Source organism: Spirosoma luteum DSM 19990 (assembly GCF_000374065.1).
Lineage (GTDB): Bacteria > Bacteroidota > Bacteroidia > Cytophagales > Spirosomataceae > Spirosoma > Spirosoma luteum.
Genome location: NZ_KB893248.1, coordinates 12,255 through 33,400 on the forward strand (window position 1 = coordinate 12,255; position 21,146 = coordinate 33,400).

Here is a 21,146-nt window from a genome sequence, read left to right on the forward strand (position 1 = left end):
GTTCCTTAACTCCGGTCTTTTATGAAAACACTCGTATTAACCGGCCTCATGGCCGGTTTTTTTGTCACAGTAACTCCCAAAATCACGGTTGCCCAGACGACATCAGCAAACCCGATTTTGAAAGAAGCAGCCGCCGAAACGGTGGGTATGAGTACGTCCCGGCTGCAGCGCATGGATGGGGTTATCAATGACTACATTGCCAAAGGGCGGCAGGCGGGAGTGAGTGTGTTGGTAGCCCGCAACGGCCGTATTGTGTACCACAAAGCCTATGGTCTGGACGATATGCAGGCCAAAACTGCCCTCAAACGTGACGCCATTTACCGGATTGCCTCCCAAACGAAAGCCATTACCAGTATTGGGTTGATGCTGCTGTTTGAAGAAGGTAAATTCCTGCTCGACGAACCCATATCCAGGTATATTCCCGCGTTCAAAAGTCCGAAAGTGGTGGATAAATTCAATGAGAAAGACACGACGTTTACCACCGTGCCTGCTAAACGGGAAATTACGATTCGGCAGCTGTTGACCCATACGTCCGGAATTAGTTACCCAGGTATTGGTAGTAAAGAAGCGGTGGCCATGTACGCAAAATACGGGATTCCGAGCGGCATCGGTACGCCCGCAGGCACCCTGGAAGATGCCATGAACAAGCTGGGAGCCTTGCCGCTCGTCCATCAGCCCGGCGAAAAATGGACTTACGGCCTGAGCGTCGATCTGGTCGGGCGGTTGATTGAAGTACTATCCGGCCAATCCCTCGATCAGTTTCTGCGGACTCGGCTGTTCGACCCACTGGGCATGCAGGATACCTATTTCTACCTGCCTGCTGCCAGGCAGGACCGACTCACGAAGGTGTATACCGAAGATGCCGAAAAAATGATTCAGCCGATGTCCGCTCAGGGGGGTATATCGGCAGATTATCCAAAAATGGCCGGTACATATTACTCCGGCGGAGCAGGTTTGTCATCAACCTTGTACGATTACGCCATTTTTCTGCAAATGATGCTGAACGGTGGCGAGTACAACGGCAAGCGGTTCCTGAGTCCTACGACCGTACGGCTGATTACCACCAACCAGATTGGTGACCTGAACCAGGGAAACAATAAATTTGGGCTAGGCTTTGCGATAACGTCTGAGAAAAGTGCGGCCCAGTTACCCGTCTCACAGGGTAGTTTTGACTGGGGCGGTTTCTTTGGTACTACCTACTGGGTAGACCCGAAAGAAGGTATCGTTGCCCTGATTTACACCCAGAAAGTGCCGAACAGTTACGGTGATTTGAGCGACAAATTCAAAGTGCTGGTCTATCAGGCCATTACACAGTTACAGGCCCCAAAGTAAACGCCCGGAAAAAGGCGTAAATGATTTTCTGTACAAAGTTGATTAAAGCATAATCCCTCAAAACTATGAAAACCCTCATTGCCTTTGCCCTCATCTTAACTGTCTCGTTCGTCCGGGCGCAGACACCGGTATCACCTTCTGCGGGAGCCGTAGCTGCTAAAAAGACTATCTCCGGCGTGGAGAAGGCGGTACTTGCCGCGGAAAAACAACGGTTTGAGGCTCAGATGAAGAAGGACTACGCCATGCTGGATCGCGTGCTGGCCGATGACCTGGTTTATAATCACTCGAACGGGAATACCGATAACAAGCAGTCGTATATTCAGTCAATTCGGGATGGAAAATCGCAATATGATTCTATCGAGAGCCAGGGGCAAGAGGTACGTGTATATGGCAACACGGCCATTATTAATGGAAAATGCCTGATTAAGGCAACTAACAATGGCGAAACCATCAATACTACGCTCAAATACACCGATGTATACGTCCGCAAGGGGAATCAGTGGCAAATGGTGACCTGGCAATCCCTGAGGGTGCCAAATTAAGGTATAAGGTTTTTAGGTTTACGGTGGGCTGACGCATAGACTACGTATAGCTTTCGCGGCAGGCCACCATAAACCATAAATCGAATTCATACCATTAAAAACTCCCGCAACTCCGTCGCATCTGCTGGGTTCATGCGTCCGGCCAGTACCAACCGCAACTGCCGTCGACGCAGGGCACTTTTGTAACGGTCTTTCTCATCGTCGGTTTCGGGAACAACGGCGGGTACTTCGATGGGTCGGCCACTCTGATCGACCGCTACGAAGGTGTAAAAGGCGCTATTGGTACTGACCCGGATACCCGCCGGAATATCTTCGGCCCAAACGTCGATAAATACCTCCATCGACGAGTTGAACGAGCGGGTTACCTGCGCCTGCATCGTCACAATGTTGCCCAGACGGATCGGTTGGGCGAATGAAACATTGTCGACGGAGGCCGTAACAACAATGCGATTGGAATGCTTTTGGGCAGCAATAGCTGCGGCAATATCCATGAAGTGCAATAGCCGCCCACCCATCAGGTTGTTGAGCGTATTCGTATCGTTGGGGAGCACCATTTCGGTCATTACCGTGGTCGACTCCCGGGCAAATTTAGGTTGGGGCATTCGTTGTACCGGGTGTTGTTGAGAAACGTATCGTACCCCGGATTTTGCCCGACGCACGATACACAGCCAAAATAACGGAATAAATTCCAGCCGGCTGCCCCGTTGGCCTGGTTTCTTTCGTGGATTATTCACCGGGCCACTTCTGCGTTTGCTGCACATGAGGTACCTTAAGTTCGTTGGCTGTTTGGCTACAGGGAAAACACTAACAGGCTTTTGTTGATCGACATTCTGGCGGTGCTGTCAATCGCTTCGGTGGGGCTGGTCGCTCTGCGTGAGGTCCGTACGCAACGTCTTCCAATCGGCTCAAAAGAACCCGGATACTGATACTATTCGCGTGGGAATTTTTCTAAAAACGCCCTTGTAATCACCCTCAAATCTGTGTAAATTAGCCAGATTATCAACGCGGCTAATGAACTTCAAATTAACCTCAGAATTTCAGCCAACCGGCGATCAGCCGAAGGCTATTGAACAACTGGTAAAGGGTACCAATCAGGGTGAACAGTCCCAGGTTCTACTCGGCGTAACGGGATCAGGTAAGACGTACACCATCGCTAACCTGATTGCGCAGACTAACCGCCCAACGCTGGTAGTCAGCCATAATAAAACGCTGGCAGCCCAGCTTTACGGCGAATTTAAGCAGTTCTTTCCCGAAAACGCCGTCGAATTCTTTATCTCCTATTACGACTATTACCAGCCCGAAGCATACATCGCTACCACCGGTACCTACATTGAGAAAGACCTGGCTATCAACGAAGAAATTGATAAACTGCGACTGGCCGCTACGTCGGCCCTCATGAGTGGTCGGCGGGATGTAATTGTGGTGGCCTCCGTATCCTGCATTTACGGCATGGGTAACCCCGAAGAATTCAAGCGGAATGTGGTTCGGATTGGGGTGGGGGAGCGGATGAGCCGCAATCAGTTTCTGCATCAGCTGGTCAGCATTCTTTACAGCCGGACAGAAGGTGATTTTGAGCGGGGTAACTTCCGGGTAAAAGGAGATACCGTGGATCTGTACGTGGCCTACGCCGACTTTGCTTACCGGGTCATTTTCTTTGGCGATGAAATTGAAACGATTCAGCGCATCGACCCCGGCACAGGCCGAAAACTGTCGGACGAAACCATGGTGACTATTTTCCCGGCCACCCTATTTGTTACGGGCCGCGATACGCTGAACGGGGCTATTCATCAAATTCAGGATGATATGGTGTCACAGGTACGGTATTTCGAATCGGAGTTTCGGGAAATGGAAGCAACCCGCATTCAGGAGCGTACCGAATTCGACCTCGAAATGATGCGTGAACTGGGATACTGTTCCGGCATTGAAAACTACTCGCGGTACTTCGATAAGCGGAAACCTGGGCAGCGACCCTTCTGCCTGCTCGATTACTTCCCGGATGATTATCTGATGGTTATCGACGAGAGCCACGCAACCATCCCGCAAATCCGGGCTATGTGGGGGGGCGACCGCTCACGGAAAACGGCACTGGTCGATTACGGTTTCCGGTTGCCCAGCGCGATGGATAACCGTCCGCTCACCTTCCAGGAATTCGAGGATTTATCGGGCCAGACAATTTACGTGTCGGCTACCCCGTCGGACTACGAGCTGCGGAAGAGCGAAGGCGTTGTGGTAGAACAGATTATCCGCCCAACCGGCCTACTGGACCCCGAAATCGACGTTCGGCCAAGTTTGAACCAGATCGATGATTTGCTCGACTCCATTGAAAGCCGGGTCAAACAGAAAGAGCGGGTACTGGTCACTACACTCACCAAACGGATGGCCGAAGAACTTACCAAGTACCTGGACCGGGTGGGTATCAAAACTCGCTACATTCACTCCGAAGTGAAAACGCTGGACCGGGTTGAGATTCTGCGCGACCTGCGTCTGGGTAATTTCGATGTGCTGGTGGGGGTCAACCTGTTGCGTGAAGGACTCGACCTGCCCGAAGTGTCGCTCGTGGCGATTATGGATGCGGATAAAGAGGGTTTCCTGCGCGACATTCGGTCCCTGATTCAGACCATAGGACGTGCCGCCCGGAATGCCAACGGCAAGGTAATCATGTACGCCGACCGGATTACCGGCTCGATGCAGAAAGCCATTGACGAAACCAACCGTCGGCGGGCTATCCAGATGGCCTACAATACTGAGAATGGAATAACGCCTACAACGGTACTGAAATCGCGGGAATCTATCATGGGGCAAACCAAAGTGGCCGACTCGAAGGTAAAACACTTCTACGTGGAGCCGGAGGAAATCCGCATTGCTGCCGATCCGGTCGTTCAGTACATGGGCAAGGGCGATCTGGAGAAAGTAATCAACGAAACACAATCAAAAATGGAGCGGGCCGCCAAAGACCTCGACTTTCTGGAAGCCGCCCGTTACCGGGATGAACTATTCCAGTTGAGGGATAAGCTGAAAAAAGAAACGGCCTGAGTTTTGTACCAGACAGACTGATTGCTATATAACGAACAACGCGGCATGGGCAATTTAATGCTCATGCCGCGTTGTTCGTTATATAGCCGACGTTAATACCCGGGATTTTGCTTGATCTTGGTCGCGTTAATGTCTATCTGGCTTTGGGGAATGGGGAAAATAAGGTTGTTTTCGGTGAGAGCAGTTTTGATGCCGATGGCTGTGGCTTTGGCCTGCAAAACGGGCAGCGCTCTTCCCGTGCGGACAAGGTCAAACCAGCGGTGGCCTTCAAATGCCAGTTCCACCCGCCGTTCCTGCTCAATGGCCAGGCGAAGGTCTGCTTGTGTTGTACTGGTTTTATCCGTCAACCCCACCCGCTTCCGAACCTGATTAAGGTACGGTAACGCTTCGGTTGGTTTGCCCGTTTCGTTCAGGGCTTCGGCATACATCAACAGTACATCGGCGTAGCGCAGCACATACCAGTTATCACCCGAATCTCCATTGACAACTGGTGGATCGGCGTACTTTTTGATGTAGAAATAATCGATTTTTGCCCCGCTACTATTCACGTAACTCGTAGCCAGCGATACGTTTTTGCGGGGGTCATTTGCTTCGTAGCTGTTGGCCAAGTCGGGGGTAGGGCGATTGTTGCCACCACCGCCAAAGGCAATAACGGCATTCCCGGAGTTTTCGGGGGCATAGGTGTTGGCAAAGCTACTTCCCTCCCCAATATTCCCTTTCTTGTACTGAACTTCAAATACCGACTCTTTGCTGTTCTTGTTGGCAGCTACGAACAAATCGGCGTAGTTTGGTAACAGCGCATAAATCCCCAGGTCAATTACTTCCTTCAGTTTCGCAGCGGCATCGGCATAACGCTTCTGGGTTAAGTATACCTTGCCCAGCAAACTTTTGGCGGCACCACTCGTAGCGCGACCAACTTCAGCAACGCCATAGCTAGTGGGCAGAGCCGCTTCTGCCTCGCTTAAATCCTTGATAATTTGGGCATACACATCAGCAACCGGCGCCCGGCCATACTCATACCCCTGTAATGGGTCCGTGATTTCGGTAAGCACCAGGGGCACATCACCAAATACCCGTACCAGGTTGAAATACATTAGTGCCCGTAAAAATTTAGCTTCACCCACAATACGTTTTTTCAGGGTTTCGTCCATCGTGATACCCGCAATGCGATCCACAACGGTATTGCAGCGATAGATACCCCGGTAGCCATCACTCCACCGGGCCAGAATGAATGGATTTGTTGTACGGACGTAGAATTTATCAAACTCGTCCTGGTCCGTCACCGACCCCGACAAGACAGGCGTGGTATCGTCGGAGGGGATTTCAGCTACCACGTAGAGCTGCCCGTATTGCCCGCCGAATTGTAACGCACCATAGGCTCCATTCAGGGCTGTCAGAATATCCGACTGAGTCTGGTAATAGGAAGACGTATTGACGGCCGAAACGGGGGCCAGGTTCAGAAATTTCTCTTTGCAGGCAGTCAGGGTTAGCGCCAGGAGGCCAGCCAGTATATACGTTGTTTTCATGACAAGTCAGGGAAGAAGGTTAAAAGCCCAGGTTTAAACCAATGGTGTACGTGCGTGCCAGCGGATAAGAGCCATAATCGACGCCACCCGTCAGGGGGCCTTCGTAGCCGCTCACTTCCGGGTTATAGGCTAAATACTTGGAAAAAGTGACCGCGTTCTGCACCCCGGCATACACCCGTAACGACTGTACTTTAATCTTTTGCATAACGGTACGCGGTACATTATAGCCCAGCGTTATGTTTCGGATTCGGAAATAGGAAGCACTCTCCACCCAGCGGCTGGATACCTGATTGTTGTTGCCCGTACTGCGGGTGTTGGCACGTGGCGTTTTGCCATCGCCAGGGTCCTGCGCCGAACGCCAGCGATTTAGTACCGTCGTCAGTGCGTTGGCATTACCCTCCAGGTTTTCGTAGAACCGGCGGGATAAATTCAGGATTTGTCCGCCCTGAACGCCCTGCGCTACAATCCCCAGATCGAAGCCTTTGACTGAAAACGAGTTAGTGATACCGTAGATAAAGTCGGGCTGATTGTTGCCAATGGTGGTCCGGTCGTCGGCGGTTATTTTATTATCTCCATTCACATCCGCAAATTTTACATCACCGGGGCGACTATCAGCAAAGTGTGGATAGCCGTCAAGATCAGCCTGATCCTGGAAAATACCCAGTTGCTGGTAACCGAAGAAACTACCTAATGGCTGACCAATAATGGTAATATTGGTTTCGCCCACGCCCGTACCGCTGCGGATGGGGTCGCCCGTGGGTCCCAGAGCCAGCACCTTATTTCGGTTGAAGGATAGGTTAAGATCGGTTGTCCAGCTAAAGCTGCCCGCTCCTGCTCCGTTGATGTTACGGGTCGACAGCGAAAATTCCATCCCTTTGTTTTCGACCTGTCCAATGTTTCGAACCGCCGTTGAGAAACCCGTCAGCGTAGGTACCTGCACGGAAAGCAGTAAATCGGTGGTGATACGTTTGTAATAATCTACCGTGAACAGGATGCGGTTTTGAAATACGCCCATATCCAGGCCAACGTCGGTTTGGCGGCTTCGTTCCCAACCCAACTTATCGTTTGCGATAGCACTGGTTGCCAGCCCGTTCGCCAGGTTATTGCCTAATAGGTAGTTGTCTTTGCTAAGCACACCAATGGCCGGGTAATTACTGCTGAAGGCATTATTACCCGCCAGACCGTAGCTGGCCCGCAGCTTGAGTTCCGAAAACACGGGTAGCGTTTTCATAAATGGCTCTTCGATGATACGCCAGCCGATGGAGGCTGAAGGAAATGTGCCGTAGCGACTTACGGCCCCAAATCGGGATGAGCCATCGCGCCGAACCGATGCATTGAACAGATAACGATCCTTTAAACTGTAGGTAACCCGGGCAAAATAGGAGGCCAGCGACCATTGATCCTGATAGGATGTTCCACCGATAATAGTACCCGCATTAACCGTTCTCACAATGTCGTTTGGAAAGTTGTTGGCATTCACCCGACTCTCCTGGAAATCATTACGCTGCGATTCCAAACCGACCAGTGCTTCCAGGTGATGCGTAGTATTCAGGTCGAGTGTGTAGCTGAGGGTATGGTTGGTGACCCAGTTGATATTCTGCGATGTGTAAGCCGAGCCGGTGCTGACGTTTGGCGGCAGTAACTGGTTTAGGGGTAAAGCCGATGTCTGATACTGATTCTGGCGCAGGTAGTTCAGGTCGCCCCCAATTGTACCCCGGTAACGCAGACTTTTCCAGATTGACAGTTCGGCGTAGGCATTACCCAGCAGGCGCAGCTGCGTTACTTTGTTGTCTACTTCGGTAATATTGGCCAGTGGGTTGGTAATACCGGGCCAGTCGTAGGGAGCGGCATAAAAAGCCTGGGAATTGTAGGTAACCCCATCGGCCTGATAAACCGGGATGAACGGGGGTAAAGACAGGGCGGCATTGATTACGCCGTTACCCGCCCAGTGCCCATCGGAGTTAACCCGGTTTTCCGACATGAAGGAGGGGCTAAAACTTACTCCTACTTTGAGTTTGGCCGATAGTTGAGCGTCGATATTGGAGCGTACCGTGTAGCGGTCTATTCCCGACTGTTTGATGACACCGTCCTGTTTGAGGTAGTTTCCGGAAATGAAATACTGTACTTTCTCGGTACCGCCCCCGGCCGATAACTGATAGTTGCTGATTGGAGCCCGCTGAAAAATCAGATCCTGGTAATCATACGTCGTTAAACTGGCTGGATCGTCGAAATTAACCCCCGTAAACTCGCCCCGTGGATAGCGGTAACGCTGCCCCGAAGCCCGAACCGAATTCGGGTCACTCAACGATGCCCCCGGAACCCGGTCCAGATAGGCGGTATTGAAGGCTTCTTTCGAGAAGTCGGCAAACTGCTGGGCATTCAGCATAGCCATTTTTTTGCTGACTTCCTGAACACCGGTGTAAAAGTCAAAGTTGATGCGGCTCTGCCCTGACTTGCCTCGCTTTGTTGTAATCATCACAACGCCATTTGACCCCCGCGACCCGTAGATGGCTGTGGCCGAAGCGTCTTTCAGTACATCGATTTTCTCGATGTCGTTCGGGTTAATCTGATTCAACCCGCCCGCATTGGTCGTCGTACCTGAATTTAACGGCTGGCCATCAACAACAATCAACGGTCCATTTCCTGCACTGATAGACCCCAAACCCCGCACTTTTATGGAAGGGGCATTGCCGGGGGCTCCCGTGTTCTGCTGTATTAAAACACCCGGCATACGGCCCGTAAGACCCTCCACTACATTGGTAACGGGTTGGTCTTTGATGGTCTGGGTTTGTATGGAAGCCACCGATCCGGTTAACTCACGTCGGTTTTGGGTACCATACCCAACCACCACAATTTCATTCAGGGTTTTATCATCGGTGGCCATCGTTACGTTCACCGTGTTTCTGGTGCCTACCACTATTTCCTGAGTAGCATAGCCAATGAAGGAGAAAACCAGTGTCAATGTATTCGTAGCATTCTGCTCGGGCACCGTAACCCGAAAATTACCATCGGTATCCGTTGTGGTGCCCCGACTCGTTCCCTTCACCACTACACTTACACCAGGTAGTCCACCACCCGTGGTTCCATCAGTTACCCGGCCATTTATCGTCTGATCGGCAGCAACAGGGCTCAGTTCTTTCGTTTTAAGCTGGATTAACTGAGCAGACTCTGGTTGTTCTTTAGGGAGTATGGCAGGCGTAGACAGGCGATTTATATCATCAGCCAATGGCATATTTCTGGTCCTGGTATCGGCCAGGACGGCATAAACTCCGTTTCTTATTTTTGTGAATTGAAGCCCCTTCGGTTTCAGCAGACTGGTCAGGTTTTTTTCCAGCGGGGCCGCAGTATCAATCATGTCGGACTCAACCAGGTGATCGTCAATCAGGCGGTCCTCAAACAGAATATCAACCTTGTAGCGCGTCTTGAACTGATTCAGTACATCACGCAGCGACAGTGCCTGAGGCTGTGCGGCCTGATGCGTTATTCGGGGAAAGGGACTGGCTTTTGCCACAAATTGTGCCAGTCCGGGGTGGCCTGCCGCTACCAGCGAACAAACCAGCAAGGCGAAAAATAGGCGTAGAGTGTACAGCATGTAATTGATTGGTTTTTGTGGTTGGGCATTAATCAGTGAATGACACGTGGTTGTTATCGCGGGCATAGTTTATTTGTAGCAACTGGGCTATCAACTGTAATACTTCGTTCGCGTTTCGGGCGGTGAACGAGCCTGAAATAGTACGGTTGGCTAACTGTGGGTTTTTAATGACCACGGTCAACCCATAGTTTTCGCGGAGTATATCGGCAATTTCCCGAAGGGGAGTCAGCTCAAAACTAAAGCGGTGGTTTTTCCAGGATGCCATTGTTTCCGGATGGGGCGTTCGGGTCAGGGCCAGTTTACCCTGCTCGTTTAGTACGGCCAGATCGCCGGGGTGCATAAGCAGTGGTCGTTCATTTTTTTCGTGACTAGTTAATCGAATACTACCCGACCGGAGTGCTACCCTTGTGGCCCGCGCCCGACTGAACACGGTAAACTGGGTTCCAAGCACGAGTATAGTCACCCCTTTGGGCGTCATCACGATAAAGGGCTGATGATTGGGCAAGTGCCGGATTGAAAAGTCGGCCTCGCCGACCAGTTCCACGGTTCTCAAACTTTGATAGGAAGCATCGGGGAGGAGCGTCCATTCCCCGAAGCCAAACCGCAGGAAGCGAAGCGATGAGTTGGCGTTGAGCACTATGGTCGAACCATCGGGTAAGGTCAGGCTCCGGGTCTCACCAAAACCTGTGCGAACGGTTTTATAAAACAGTGCATCGCGGAACAGCCAACCGCAAACAGCCAGTGTCAGCAGTAAGGAAGCGGCTATAAGCCAGCTTCGGTTTATCCACTGCCTTACTATACCTGTTTCCCGGCGGTTTGGCTGTTGCTTTTCCATCTGAGGTCCGTCTGCCGAATTATTCATTCGCGACATCGTCTTCCCGTACGCGTACTGCCAATTGGCCGTTACCTGTAAACGGCTCATTTCCCATTCGTGCAACCATTGGTAGTATAGGTCCCGATTACCGGCCCCATCCAGCCAGCTTTCAACGGACTTTTTCTGCAACGGGCTCACACGACCTGAGAAATAATCAAACAAAACTGCTTTGTTAACAATATCTTCCATATAGGGTGGTTGATTGTTTTACCCAGGCAGGGGATATAGGCCAGGAAAAACGACAAAAAGGATCGATACCGTCGCTAAAAAGACCCGGCGTAGTTGTAGAAGCGCACGCGCCATGTGTGCCTCTACGGTTTTGAGGGCCAAACCCAACTCGTTCGCTATTTCCTGATTTTTTCGATTTTCGAACCGGCTCATTAGAAATATTCGCTGACATTGCGGAGGTAATTCGTGGATCACTTTTTCTACCCGCTGGAATAGTTCGTCGTATTCAATGAGGGTCTGGGGCGTTTCGTCCAGCCGACCATCGTCTACCTGATCGAGCGAGGAAACGGTACGGGTGCCTGTCAGTTCGTCGCGCAGGTAGTTGTGCGCCCGGTGTCGTACCGCTGCGTAGAGATAGGTTCGGTAGGTATGCTGAATCGCCGTGTAGGCGCCGGTTTTCCAGAGTTGATAAAAAACTTCACCTACTATGTCTTCGGCAACTTCCTGGGTATACACAAAGCGTACTGCATGACTGCAAAGGGGTAAATAGTACAATCGGAATAGTGACTCAAACCCTTTTTCGGGTGAATTGGCGAAGGCTGAGCGGATAAGATGCTCGTTGTCCACAACCAGCGTTGTCCGGTCATGTTCGTTAAGAGGCCGTATTAAGTCTCCTTGATCAAACAGCGGTTGGTCTTGGGGTCCAGGTATCATTTATTGGGCGGTCAGCTACTGGAATGACACGAATATACAGGATTACCCTTAGTCTGACCGGCAATTTATTTTATAATAAATCCTGATTAGTTCATAGTTTTTACCCGGCGCTCATCATTGCGACAGCGTAGTAATGTGGCTACCGGTTTGAACGCAAAAAGCCGCCTTCGTACTCACGAAGGCGGCTTTTTGCGTTCAAACCGGTAGCCAAACGGGTCGGGTTAGAATACAGGTGTTTATCGTACCAGGTCGGTTTACTAATCATCAACTTCACTCACAAACTCACGAAACTTGCCTTTTGGGAGCCAATAGGCCAGCAAACCGGTATAGATGGCTGCCAGGCCCACTGCTGTCCAGCCAACAACGGGTTGTTTTTTTACCTGTCGGGTGGCAATGCCCGAAAAGCCAGCCACAAAAGGAACCATATACCAGGGGTCGTTCAATTGTTTGGCAATGAGGTAACCAGCCCCCGCTGTAGCGCCCAGAATACCTGCAGCAATGGGGCCATCCCGCTCTTCGTCGGGTTGCCAGGCATTGAGCGTTAACACGGTGTTGGGCGTTCCTACTACTGTAGCGGCTGTGAGCCAGCCAGTGTACAGGCTAACAGGAATCCGCAGGTATTTTTCAACGCCTGATACCTCCGTTTTTCCGATGCCCAGACTCTGATGCAAGCCCAGCGCAGCCGGTAAGCTAAGTTTGGTGGTTATGTCCGAGATGACAATGCTTTGCGGATCATTTTGGGAGAAAAAACGTCCGAATACAGCGTTCAATGCCCAACTGGCCCACCACCACGGCATTGCTTTGCTATAACGCGGGTTGTCCTCTTCAGAAGGGAGTGCCTGATGAACCATGAGCGCGGTTAGCCCGGTATAGATGGTCGACCAGACAGTGGCAAAGGTCCAGCCTGCCGGTACAATCAGGTTCTTCTCGAACACCTTTTCGTACTCTACCGGAACATCATATTCATAAGCCAGGCCACCTTTTTCGGATTTTTCGCGCTCATCGTTCTGCTGGCGTGACCGGTTGCTGGACACCGTTGTGTAAACGATACTACCAACGGCCAGCACCGCCGTAGCGATTCGCCAAAATGATGAATTTTTCATGATTTTGTCTAGTTCGTTAGGCCACTAACTTCTCGGCGCGATCTCTTAATTCTTTTCCTTTTTCTTTCAACTCGGTACCCTTTTCTTTTGCCTGCTGTGTAAGATCGTTACCTTTTTCTTTTGCCTGCTGCGTAAGGTCGGTAGCCTTGCTCTTAGTCGTTTTGTAAGAGTCGAACACACTGTTCAGGATGGTACCGGCGGTTGATGAGAGCGCATCAGACAGCGCATTACCAGCCGATTTTGCTTTGCTGCCGACCGCCTTTGCCTTATACTTATAGCGGGCCTTCTTGAAATCGCTGGTGTTTTTGTACCCTATGGTCAGGGCAATACCTGCCAGAACGGCAATGCCAAACCCCAGCGCCCAGGCTACCGAAACCGACCCTTCTTTTTCCGCATCGGGCTCTGGCTTCTGGGCCATCTTGCCGCGCATGGCAGCCGCCATAGCCTCCTGGGGAGCTACGTAGGCTAGTATTTCGTACGACTTATTTTTCAGTCCGCCGGGCACAATCTTGTTTTTACCAGCCATTACGGCTGCGTAACCGTCTTTAGCTACCATAGCAGGGTCCTGAAGTTCATCGGTTACTTTGGTATTTTCTGCACCGGCTTTGTTAAAGAAGTCGGTGTCGGTGGCGTTTGGCAGCAGTGCCGTAACCGTAACATTAGTGTCTTTTAACTCATTGATGAGCGACTGCGTGAAGTTGTACACGTAGGCTTTCGTGCCGGCATATACCGCCATCAGGGGCGAAGGAGTGATGGACAACAGCGAAGCCAGGTTCAAAATCTTTCCTTCATTCCGGGCCAGCATGTCGTACAGGAAAAGCTTTGTCATCTGCGTGAGGGTCAGCACGTTCAGGTGAATCATTGCCTTCTCACGCTCCCAGTCGGTATCGGTACCGAACATGCCGTACAGGCCAACTCCGGCATCGTTGACCAGTACATTAACGGTGATATCTTTTGCCTTCACCTGGTCGTACACGTCCTGAGCTGCATCTTCCTGCGACAAATCCTTGCCGATAACGGTAATCTGCTGCGTGTCATAATTACCTTTGAATACCTCGGCCAGCCGGTCCAGTTTATCATCACTACGAGCTACCAGCACTAAATTATAGCCATCCTGAGCAAAGAGTTTGGCAAGTTCCTGACCAATACCACTGGAGGCACCGGTAATCAGGGCTGTTTTTCCTGTTCCTGAGTTCATAAAATACAATTGGTTTTGTGTAACAGTTTGTCTTTATGCAACAACGGGCGGGGAAAGTTGTTTTGGCAGGCACAGGTTTTCGGCAAAGTCAGTGACCCGTTCCTGTTAGCGGAATTATGCCCCGCCGGGTTATCGTAGTATTGTATACTTACTGTGTACGAACCGACAAACAACATATACTTTTATACTTTTACGCGAATTCTTTTTCTCGTTGGCACTGCCTGTAATGTGGGGGTAAAGTGTAGAAAAATATACTCACTATTTGTGACCGGTTCTACAAATAACTACCAACGCCGGTACGCTGTAAAAAAGGGGCATCGGATAACAGTAGTTAGTAATGTCCTGATGGCTAGTAGATTAGTCTTCGAATGCGTATGGTTTTTAGGTTTAAAACGGGAAGTGGCACAATATAGGCTATGATAGTAGTAACAAACCAGCTACAGCTATGTGGTCTACTACACACTTTCCGGCAGCCATGCGTTCGCTAAATCCAAGCACCCGCGCCAAGGCAATAGAAATTGCCAATCAATTGACGGAATTAGGGAAAATGGATAAACAACGCATTGTCGTGCTAAGCATCGATGAAGCCCGTCAATGGGCACGCCGTGAGTGGAACAGGCAAGACTGGCCAACTGGCAGTGTGCCACAGTACGCATAAGCGCTTAAATGTTAAACAAATAAATGCTTCGGCAGAACTGCTCCAGGCAAAACGCATAATTCATCAATGACCCAAGAGGCTGGTCAGGCGTTGTCAGTTAGGCGTGATACCCAGCTGATATCGGCTGATCAGCATTTTTTATACCCTTATGGAAACACAGTCAAAAGCGAGTGAGTCACTGAAAAAAGTGCACGATATGATTGAGGACATTCGTATCGCAATGATGACCACGGTCGACGAGCAGGAAAACCTGGTAAGCCGCCCCATGGCGGTTGCTCAAATAGACGAGCACAACGATATCTGGTTTTTTACCAAACGGTCGTCGCCAAAAGTTGACCAGATAGACCAGAATCAGCACAAAGTAAACCTTTCGTTTGCCAACGCTGATGATTCTGATTACGTATCGGTATCAGGAACGGGGCAGGAAGTAGACGATCAGGCCAAAATTGATGAACTATGGAATCCACAGGTAAAAGCCTGGTTTCCGGAAGGGAAAGAAGATCCCGAACTGATATTGCTGAAAGTACATATCGACATGGCTGAATACTGGAGCGCGAACGATAGCAAGATGGTCCGGTTTTTTCAGCAGGCTACTGCTGCTGTAACGGGAAGTCCGCCAAAAATGGGCGACAACGAAAAAGTTTATAACTAATTATATTTTTGACAGCGAGCGGGTAGTCGGACGGGTGATTTTAGTAGATCAGTCAGTCGGGCTACCCGTTCGCGGTTGAAATGAGTTTATGATTGTTACACAAATAGATACGGGCTGGCAGGTTATTCATCAGCAGGCGCACGGCTTGCTGGCTATGCAGTTGGCCCTGCACTGGCAGGTTGGTAAGCGTCCGATAAACTGGGTAGAAACACTGGTAGCCCTGACTGAGCACGATGATGGGCAAACGAAGTGGGAGGGGCGAAATCACCTGACTACGGCTGGAGCACCGATGCACTTCCAGATTCTGGATTACTCGGTGGAGCAATGCAAAAACATGATCGATATTGGTCTCCAGAAAAGCCGCTGGAATGCCCTCATGTTATCAATGCACACCTCTTTTTTGTACGAACCTAAACGGGGTACCGACAAAGCTCTTGACGTATTTCTGGATCAGCAGGTGAAAAACCAGGCTAAGTGGCGCAAGCAGACAAAGACTACAAAAGCCGAAGTCGCTTACGCATACGGCTTCGTGCAATGGTGCGATGCCCTCTCGCTGATACTGTGCATGGATCAGGTACCGCCCGAAGGCCGCAGACTTGAGGTAAGCCCCGGCCCGGATGGCATCCCATACTATATTTACCAGCAACCAGATGAAACACTGTGTCTGGATCCCTGGCCATTTGAGGAATCATCCGTAACGGCGCACGTCGAACTATTTCAGCTATCCCAGCTGGTTTTCAAGAACGACGATGAACTGTATAATGCTATACAGGATGCAGTAGTAGCCACAAAAGAATGGACGTTCAGGTCGGCCTGAGTTTGCAGTGCTACTCTTGTTTTAATGAAATCAGCCCTTCCTGTTTAGTCAGGAAGGGCTGATTTCATTAATCGTTTACTGTGTACCGAATTAAACCAGCCGAAACAACATGGATGACCGGGGTTGTACCATATAGGTTTCGCCCCCGTCGAATGGCTGGCTGGTTGGATGTACAGTACCCATAAAGCTATCGACCAGTATCTGCCACTGCGAGTTTTTGCGGCCCACTTTAGGGAGCTTAAACGGAATTTCTCCCCAGTAGGCGTTCAGTATCCAGAGCAGCTGCTCATCACCAATATCCTTTCCATCTTCCGTTTGCTCATCTACGCGCTGTCCATCGATAAACAAAGCGAGGCAGTGGGTGCGGGGATTGTCGAAATCGTGCCCCGTCATTTCTCCTCCTTCGGGCAGCAGATAAGAAATTTGGTCGGTACCAAAGAAACGTCGTCGGCTCAGAAGCGGAATCTCCTTACGTAACCGCATAAGCTGGCTGGTATATTCGAAAAGGTCTTTCTGCCTTTTAGTCCATTTCCAGTCCATCCAGCTGAGCTCATTGTCCTGGTTATACACGTTATTGTTGCCGTCCTGCGTCCGTCCGTACTCATCGCCCATCACCAGCATGGGTGTGCCCTGACTGAGCATGAGGGTGGTGAGGAAATTCCGCTTCTGCCGTTCGCGCAGTTCGTTGATAGCCGCTTTTTTGGTTGGGCCTTCTACCCCGCAGTTCCAGCTTATATTGTCATTGCTGCCATCCCGGTTGTCTTCTCCGTTGGCGTCATTGTGCTTTTCATTATAGCTGACCAGGTCATTCAGCGTAAAACCGTCGTGCGCCGTAATCAGGTTGATACTGTTGGCAGGGGAACGTCCATCGTTGGCATACAAGTCGGGGCTGCCCAGCAGCCGGGCAGCCGTTTCGGCCGCTTTCCCCTCGTGCGCTATCCAGAACGCCCGGATTGCATCGCGGTACTTGCCATTCCATTCCGACCAGGTAACGGGGAAACCGCCAACGTGGTAGGAGTGAATATCCCACGGTTCGGCAATAAGTTTTACAGGCGCCAGAATGGGGTCCTGCGCTACCGTATCCAGAAAGGACGATACGCTGCCAAATTCTTCGTCGGTACGAATCAGGGCCGACGCCAGGTCGAACCGGAAACCATCAACGTGCATGTCCGTTACCCAGTACCGCAGGCTATCCATAACCATCTGCAACACCCGAGGGTGGCTGAGGTTGAACGTATTGCCCGTACCCGTGTAATCCATGTAATACTCCGGGCTGTCACCTACCTGATGGTAATATACCCGGTTGTCAATACCCTGAAAAGACAGCGTAGGGCCCATCTGGTTGCCTTCGGCGGTATGGTTATACACAACGTCCAGGATAACTTCGATACCGGCTTTGTGCAGGGCTTTAACCATCTGCTTGAACTCGGTAACCTGCTCACCGTTCATTCCCGAAGAGGAATACGTATTCTGGGGCGCAAAGAAGCCGATGCTGTTGTAGCCCCAGTAACTTTCGTTGGAGAACTGATGAACGGGTAGCAACTCAACGGCGGTGATACCCAGTTTTTTCAGATACTCAATACTTTCCGGAGCGGCTAAGCCTGCGTAGGTTCCCCGGATTGCCTCCGGAATGGCTGTGTTCTGGTACGTGAACCCCTTCACGTGCATTTCGTAGATGATAGACCGGTGCAGGGGAACATCGGGCAGTGAGTCATCTTCCCAATCGAACGTTGTGTCTACTACCACACTCTTGGGCATAGTAGGACCGCTGTCTATCTCACTTCTCTTCAGGTGTAGCTCCCGACCAAACTCGCGGGAGGTCGCTTTTGCCGTGTCATAACCCAGCCATGAATCATCATGATTGACCGGCGCGTTGATGGCGCGGGCATACGGGTCGAGAAGTAGTTTATTGGGGTTGAAAAAGTGGCCCGCCTGTGGATTGTAGTCTCCATCAACGCGATAGCCGTATAGCTGACCGGGATGCAGGCCTTCGAGGTAAATATGCCAGACCATTTCGGTCCGTTCAGTAAGGGGAATGCGGTTGGTTTCGCGGGTGGGGTCAGCGGTATCGTACAAGCAGACATACACAGCCGTGGCGTTTTCACTGAACAGGGCAAAATTGATGCCTTCACCGTCGTAGGTTGCTCCGCGTGGATATGGTTTTCCTGGTTTTGATACTATTTTCTCCGATCCTGTTTTGTCAGAAGGGACTCCTTCTTTAGACGTTTTGTTCATAAAAAACTTGGTAAATAAATTGAAATCCAGGAGAAATTAGCTATTTCGCCTTCAAGCATAACGCATAGTATTCTTTAAATGTTTCTGCGCTTTGAGACACGAAAAAGCCTGCCCTCACAGAGAGCAGGCTTTCTAATCCCACCATTCACTACACTACCTGGGCCAGACGAGCCATTGTTGAATTGGCTGTGCTGATACTTTGCTTCTGGCGAAGCAACAGTTCCCGCGTGCTGGCCGCTAAGTTCGTTCCCTGTAGCACAGAATTATAGTCATTTAGTGCTTCCTGGTCACCCCGATGACATTCCTGTACTACCGCTTTATCATCATCACTGCTAAATGTCGATTTTATATTTATCCAGGCCCGGTGCAAATCAGCCGTCAGACTGGTGCCATTATCCGCATTGCCACCCAGAGTGCTTATTTCGCGGTTCAGTTCCTGAGCGAAATCGGCCCGCTGCCGTGATTGCTCCAGAAACAACGTTTTCAATTCGTTGTCATCAACGTTATCGGCCGCTTCTTTATAACCTTCCTCGGCATCGTTGCTCAGCGTTAACAGTTTGCCTAGCTGGTCAAGGATTTCCTCTCTTGTGTCATTCATGGGCACTACATTTTAAAAATTTAACGTTGTGTACTACTTAATTTATGAGTTGAGTAAATCAGAAAGTTGTATTCACTATTGTCCTGCTTCTTTCACTACGTCGATTTCTTCACTTCACTAGCCGATTTGACAATCTTCTTTTTTCCCTGCTTAATAACCAGGGCAGGCTCCGCATCAGAGCCTTTGCGTTTTACTTTTGTTCCCTGCACCGTTTTTTCAACATCATCCGTGTGTACGGAGTCAATTGTTCCCGTCGCTTTCCCTGTTCCGTATTTCCAGGTTACCTCGTCTCCTTTGTTCAGCTTTCTCATTATGTACAATTGACTACTTGTCTGGTAGGATTGTTTATTGCTTTGCTAAAAACAACCGAGCAGTTAGGCAACGGTACCACATTGCAGTTAACTAACCTATTCGCTTAGTTTACCATTTTTAGCATCCCGCTGCATTTTTTTACTGGCGAAGATGGCAACGTCGACCCGACGGTTCTTCTGACGGCCTGCTTCCGTGGAGTTATCGGCAACGGGTTGTGATTCACCGTACCCTTTCTCATCGACCCGTGACGTTTTCACGCCCTGCGCTTCCAGAAAACTGGCTACGGCATTGGCCCGCTGTTTGGACAGTTTCAGGTTATAATCTTCAGGTCCGGTAGCATCAGCATGACCTTCAATCAATACATCTGTCTCCTCTTCCTTATTGAGTGTCTGCGCGAAATCGGTCAACTGTTTTCTCGTAGCTGGTTTCAGCGCATATGAGTTAACGTCGAACAGAATATCGGAGCCTAGGGAAACTTTTATGCCTTCGCCTACTCGTTCTACTTGGGCATCGGGCATCTGTCGTTTTATCTCTTCCGCTCGTTTATCCATACGACGACCAATAACAGCACCGGCTGCTCCACCCACGGTAGCCCCCAAAATGGCCCCCAGGGCAGTACCCCCCTTACTTTTACCAATCATGCCACCGATAACGGCACCACTCGATGCCCCAACGACAGCACCCTTCTGCGTTTTGTTTAAGCTTTTTTCAGACTTACAACTCACTAAAATGCTGCCTGAAAGTAAGCCCGCGGTTAGCAGCACCGCTAGTGACTTTGTTCCGGCTGATTTTAACTGATTGCTTTTACTCATCATAATATCGTGAATGTTTGGTATCTATTACTACTACCCAAATGCTGTACCAGTTTAACCCATCGTTTTATTGCTTGTGAATTATTCGGCATAACAAACTGATATATAGTAATATACGTCAAATAACACTGAATAGCTTTTAATATTAACTCAATCTAGTAAAGAGGGTTTATAGAGTAGTCGGGAATAAGGATGCCTACAAGTGTAGAAGCGATTCTACACTGATACGAATTAAAAATGGGTTTAACCAGCAGGCTGAATTAAGCCCTTAGGTGGGTTCGGAAAGCAGAAAACGTTCGGGTTTTTGCCCATACCGATACCGACTTACAACCCAGGTTGAGTCAAATGCGAAAAGCCCTCTCACGAGTGCTTTCTGGTATAACTGACAGCGTAAAAAAACAACATCTATGCGGCACTTACTCGGAAAGATACTTTGCAGATAACACCGTACGAGTTTATCTACCCATCTTTCACATAAATAGAATCAATGGCTTGAATTGTTTTAGAGGTTTGAACATGAGTCGTCCGTACTTTATCATCGATTCATTGATGCTTTTTTAGATGACGTACTAAAGTTAACAGTGACCATAGTTTAGGGCATTTAGGTAGCCGAACTAAGCAGGTAGCTTACTTGCCTAGGGTTACCCGGTGGGGTAAAACAAGTGTATATTTGCCAAAAAGGGATTAGGGGAAGAAGGTAATTCACTGGTGGATTTCCAGTGTCGCTGACCGATAGATCATGTTAGGGAAGCCAACCAATAAGGCCCCGAACAGTTGAGGTGATGGTTGACAGAATGAGCTATGGCAAAACGATTGATGCCGTCTTGGAATCCTATCCACCCTTAACGCGGGAAGAAATAGTAGTTTCTTTACGCTATGCGGCTTACATAAGCATATAAGCCGAAAGGAAAAATAGCGTTGATTTTTGACTTATTTGACAAGCATGGAACTGATTTAATCGATGTATCCGCCGTTCTTAC

18 protein-coding genes are annotated in these 21,146 nt (G+C 50.0%); 7 read left to right on the forward strand and 11 right to left on the reverse strand.

All coding sequences use genetic code 11. From position 1 onward, the window contains the following. Positions 1 to 21 precede the first annotated feature (21 nt). Together B156_RS0107630 and B156_RS0107635 are read left to right on the forward strand one after the other, a co-directional pair. On the forward strand, positions 22 to 1,332 hold the full coding sequence (locus B156_RS0107630; RefSeq protein WP_018619084.1) for a serine hydrolase domain-containing protein: 1,311 nt from the start codon (positions 22 to 24) through the stop codon (positions 1,330 to 1,332). 65 nt (positions 1,333 to 1,397) lie between these two features. After that, a complete protein-coding gene (locus B156_RS0107635; RefSeq protein ID WP_018619085.1) occupies positions 1,398 to 1,874 on the forward strand; it encodes a nuclear transport factor 2 family protein in 477 nt (158 codons plus the stop codon). A gap of 86 nt (positions 1,875 to 1,960) precedes the next feature. On the opposite strand, the gene B156_RS0107640 is transcribed toward B156_RS0107635, so the two are convergent. Continuing rightward, positions 1,961 to 2,476, reverse strand: a complete 516-nt coding sequence (locus tag B156_RS0107640; protein WP_018619087.1) for an acyl-CoA thioesterase — start codon at positions 2,474 to 2,476, stop codon at positions 1,961 to 1,963. Positions 2,477 to 2,885: 409 nt separating this feature from the next. On the opposite strand from B156_RS0107640, the gene uvrB reads away from it, so the two are divergent. Continuing rightward, positions 2,886 to 4,907: an excinuclease ABC subunit UvrB gene (gene uvrB, locus B156_RS0107645; RefSeq protein WP_018619089.1), complete on the forward strand. Its 2,022-nt coding sequence runs from the start codon at positions 2,886 to 2,888 to the stop codon at positions 4,905 to 4,907. 92 nt (positions 4,908 to 4,999) lie between these two features. On the opposite strand, the gene B156_RS0107650 is transcribed toward uvrB, so the two are convergent. The 6 genes from B156_RS0107650 to B156_RS0107680 all read right to left on the reverse strand — a co-directional run bounded on the left by B156_RS0107650 (position 5,000) and on the right by B156_RS0107680 (position 14,082). Beyond that, positions 5,000 to 6,433 (reverse strand): RagB/SusD family nutrient uptake outer membrane protein, encoded by a 1,434-nt coding sequence (locus B156_RS0107650; protein WP_018619091.1) that lies wholly within the window; start codon positions 6,431 to 6,433, stop codon positions 5,000 to 5,002. A gap of 19 nt (positions 6,434 to 6,452) precedes the next feature. Continuing rightward, positions 6,453 to 10,025, reverse strand: coding sequence for a SusC/RagA family TonB-linked outer membrane protein (locus B156_RS0107655; protein WP_018619092.1), 3,573 nt, complete (start codon positions 10,023 to 10,025; stop codon positions 6,453 to 6,455). 28 nt (positions 10,026 to 10,053) lie between these two features. Further along, positions 10,054 to 11,088, reverse strand: coding sequence for a FecR family protein (locus B156_RS0107660; RefSeq protein ID WP_018619093.1), 1,035 nt, complete (start codon positions 11,086 to 11,088; stop codon positions 10,054 to 10,056). A gap of 18 nt (positions 11,089 to 11,106) precedes the next feature. Beyond that, positions 11,107 to 11,781 carry an RNA polymerase sigma-70 factor gene (locus B156_RS0107665; protein ID WP_018619094.1) on the reverse strand — a complete coding sequence of 225 codons (675 nt, stop codon included), beginning with the start codon at positions 11,779 to 11,781 and terminating at the stop codon, positions 11,107 to 11,109. Positions 11,782 to 12,038: 257 nt separating this feature from the next. After that, a complete protein-coding gene (locus B156_RS0107675) occupies positions 12,039 to 12,884 on the reverse strand; it encodes a tryptophan-rich sensory protein (RefSeq protein WP_018619096.1) in 846 nt (281 codons plus the stop codon). Between the two features lie 16 nt (positions 12,885 to 12,900). Continuing rightward, positions 12,901 to 14,082, reverse strand: coding sequence for an SDR family NAD(P)-dependent oxidoreductase (locus tag B156_RS0107680; RefSeq protein ID WP_018619097.1), 1,182 nt, complete (start codon positions 14,080 to 14,082; stop codon positions 12,901 to 12,903). Positions 14,083 to 14,527: 445 nt separating this feature from the next. Between B156_RS0107680 and B156_RS0107685 the strand changes: the two genes are divergently transcribed. The 3 genes from B156_RS0107685 to B156_RS0107695 all read left to right on the forward strand — a co-directional run bounded on the left by B156_RS0107685 (position 14,528) and on the right by B156_RS0107695 (position 16,209). Beyond that, positions 14,528 to 14,740 (forward strand): DUF2188 domain-containing protein, encoded by a 213-nt coding sequence (locus B156_RS0107685; RefSeq protein WP_018619098.1) that lies wholly within the window; start codon positions 14,528 to 14,530, stop codon positions 14,738 to 14,740. A gap of 148 nt (positions 14,741 to 14,888) precedes the next feature. Beyond that, positions 14,889 to 15,392, forward strand: a complete 504-nt coding sequence (locus tag B156_RS0107690) for a pyridoxamine 5'-phosphate oxidase family protein (RefSeq protein WP_018619099.1) — start codon at positions 14,889 to 14,891, stop codon at positions 15,390 to 15,392. An 88-nt stretch (positions 15,393 to 15,480) separates the two neighbouring features. Continuing rightward, positions 15,481 to 16,209, forward strand: a complete 729-nt coding sequence (locus B156_RS0107695) for a DUF3891 family protein (RefSeq protein WP_018619100.1) — start codon at positions 15,481 to 15,483, stop codon at positions 16,207 to 16,209. A gap of 90 nt (positions 16,210 to 16,299) precedes the next feature. On the opposite strand, the gene glgX is transcribed toward B156_RS0107695, so the two are convergent. The 4 genes from glgX to B156_RS0107715 form a co-directional block, all read right to left on the reverse strand. After that, positions 16,300 to 18,444: a glycogen debranching protein GlgX gene (gene glgX / locus B156_RS0107700; RefSeq protein ID WP_018619101.1), complete on the reverse strand. Its 2,145-nt coding sequence runs from the start codon at positions 18,442 to 18,444 to the stop codon at positions 16,300 to 16,302. A 148-nt stretch (positions 18,445 to 18,592) separates the two neighbouring features. Further along, complete coding sequence (locus B156_RS0107705; RefSeq protein ID WP_018619102.1) at positions 18,593 to 19,042, reverse strand: ferritin-like domain-containing protein; 450 nt, start codon at positions 19,040 to 19,042, stop codon at positions 18,593 to 18,595. Positions 19,043 to 19,137: 95 nt separating this feature from the next. Continuing rightward, complete coding sequence (locus B156_RS0107710) at positions 19,138 to 19,353, reverse strand: hypervirulence associated TUDOR domain-containing protein (protein ID WP_018619103.1); 216 nt, start codon at positions 19,351 to 19,353, stop codon at positions 19,138 to 19,140. A 96-nt stretch (positions 19,354 to 19,449) separates the two neighbouring features. After that, positions 19,450 to 20,169 carry a YiaD family glycine zipper/OmpA-like lipoprotein gene (locus tag B156_RS0107715; RefSeq protein WP_018619104.1) on the reverse strand — a complete coding sequence of 240 codons (720 nt, stop codon included), beginning with the start codon at positions 20,167 to 20,169 and terminating at the stop codon, positions 19,450 to 19,452. Between the two features lie 779 nt (positions 20,170 to 20,948). On the opposite strand from B156_RS0107715, the gene B156_RS32565 reads away from it, so the two are divergent. Continuing rightward, positions 20,949 to 21,065, forward strand: coding sequence for a DUF433 domain-containing protein (locus B156_RS32565; protein ID WP_084757678.1), 117 nt, complete (start codon positions 20,949 to 20,951; stop codon positions 21,063 to 21,065). Positions 21,066 to 21,146 lie beyond the last annotated feature (81 nt).

Excerpts from the sequence above, each read along its gene's own strand:
- B156_RS0107710 (WP_018619103.1), bottom strand. The coding sequence starts at position 19,353 with ATGAGAAAGCTGAACAAAGGAGACGAGGTAACCTGGAAATACGGAACA.
- B156_RS0107665 (WP_018619094.1), bottom strand. The coding sequence starts at position 11,781 with ATGATACCTGGACCCCAAGACCAACCGCTGTTTGATCAAGGAGACTTA.
- B156_RS0107675 (WP_018619096.1), bottom strand. The coding sequence starts at position 12,884 with ATGAAAAATTCATCATTTTGGCGAATCGCTACGGCGGTGCTGGCCGTT.
- uvrB (WP_018619089.1), top strand. The coding sequence starts at position 2,886 with ATGAACTTCAAATTAACCTCAGAATTTCAGCCAACCGGCGATCAGCCG.
- B156_RS0107660 (WP_018619093.1), bottom strand. The coding sequence starts at position 11,088 with ATGGAAGATATTGTTAACAAAGCAGTTTTGTTTGATTATTTCTCAGGT.
- B156_RS0107715 (WP_018619104.1), bottom strand. The coding sequence starts at position 20,169 with ATGATGAGTAAAAGCAATCAGTTAAAATCAGCCGGAACAAAGTCACTA.
- B156_RS0107680 (WP_018619097.1), bottom strand. The coding sequence starts at position 14,082 with ATGAACTCAGGAACAGGAAAAACAGCCCTGATTACCGGTGCCTCCAGT.
- B156_RS0107695 (WP_018619100.1), top strand. The coding sequence starts at position 15,481 with ATGATTGTTACACAAATAGATACGGGCTGGCAGGTTATTCATCAGCAG.
- B156_RS32565 (WP_084757678.1), top strand. The coding sequence starts at position 20,949 with ATGGTTGACAGAATGAGCTATGGCAAAACGATTGATGCCGTCTTGGAA.
- B156_RS0107640 (WP_018619087.1), bottom strand. The coding sequence starts at position 2,476 with ATGCCCCAACCTAAATTTGCCCGGGAGTCGACCACGGTAATGACCGAA.
- B156_RS0107650 (WP_018619091.1), bottom strand. The coding sequence starts at position 6,433 with ATGAAAACAACGTATATACTGGCTGGCCTCCTGGCGCTAACCCTGACT.
- B156_RS0107655 (WP_018619092.1), bottom strand. The coding sequence starts at position 10,025 with ATGCTGTACACTCTACGCCTATTTTTCGCCTTGCTGGTTTGTTCGCTG.
- glgX (WP_018619101.1), bottom strand. The coding sequence starts at position 18,444 with ATGAACAAAACGTCTAAAGAAGGAGTCCCTTCTGACAAAACAGGATCG.
- B156_RS0107635 (WP_018619085.1), top strand. The coding sequence starts at position 1,398 with ATGAAAACCCTCATTGCCTTTGCCCTCATCTTAACTGTCTCGTTCGTC.
- B156_RS0107705 (WP_018619102.1), bottom strand. The coding sequence starts at position 19,042 with ATGAATGACACAAGAGAGGAAATCCTTGACCAGCTAGGCAAACTGTTA.
- B156_RS0107690 (WP_018619099.1), top strand. The coding sequence starts at position 14,889 with ATGGAAACACAGTCAAAAGCGAGTGAGTCACTGAAAAAAGTGCACGAT.
- B156_RS0107630 (WP_018619084.1), top strand. The coding sequence starts at position 22 with ATGAAAACACTCGTATTAACCGGCCTCATGGCCGGTTTTTTTGTCACA.
- B156_RS0107685 (WP_018619098.1), top strand. The coding sequence starts at position 14,528 with ATGTGGTCTACTACACACTTTCCGGCAGCCATGCGTTCGCTAAATCCA.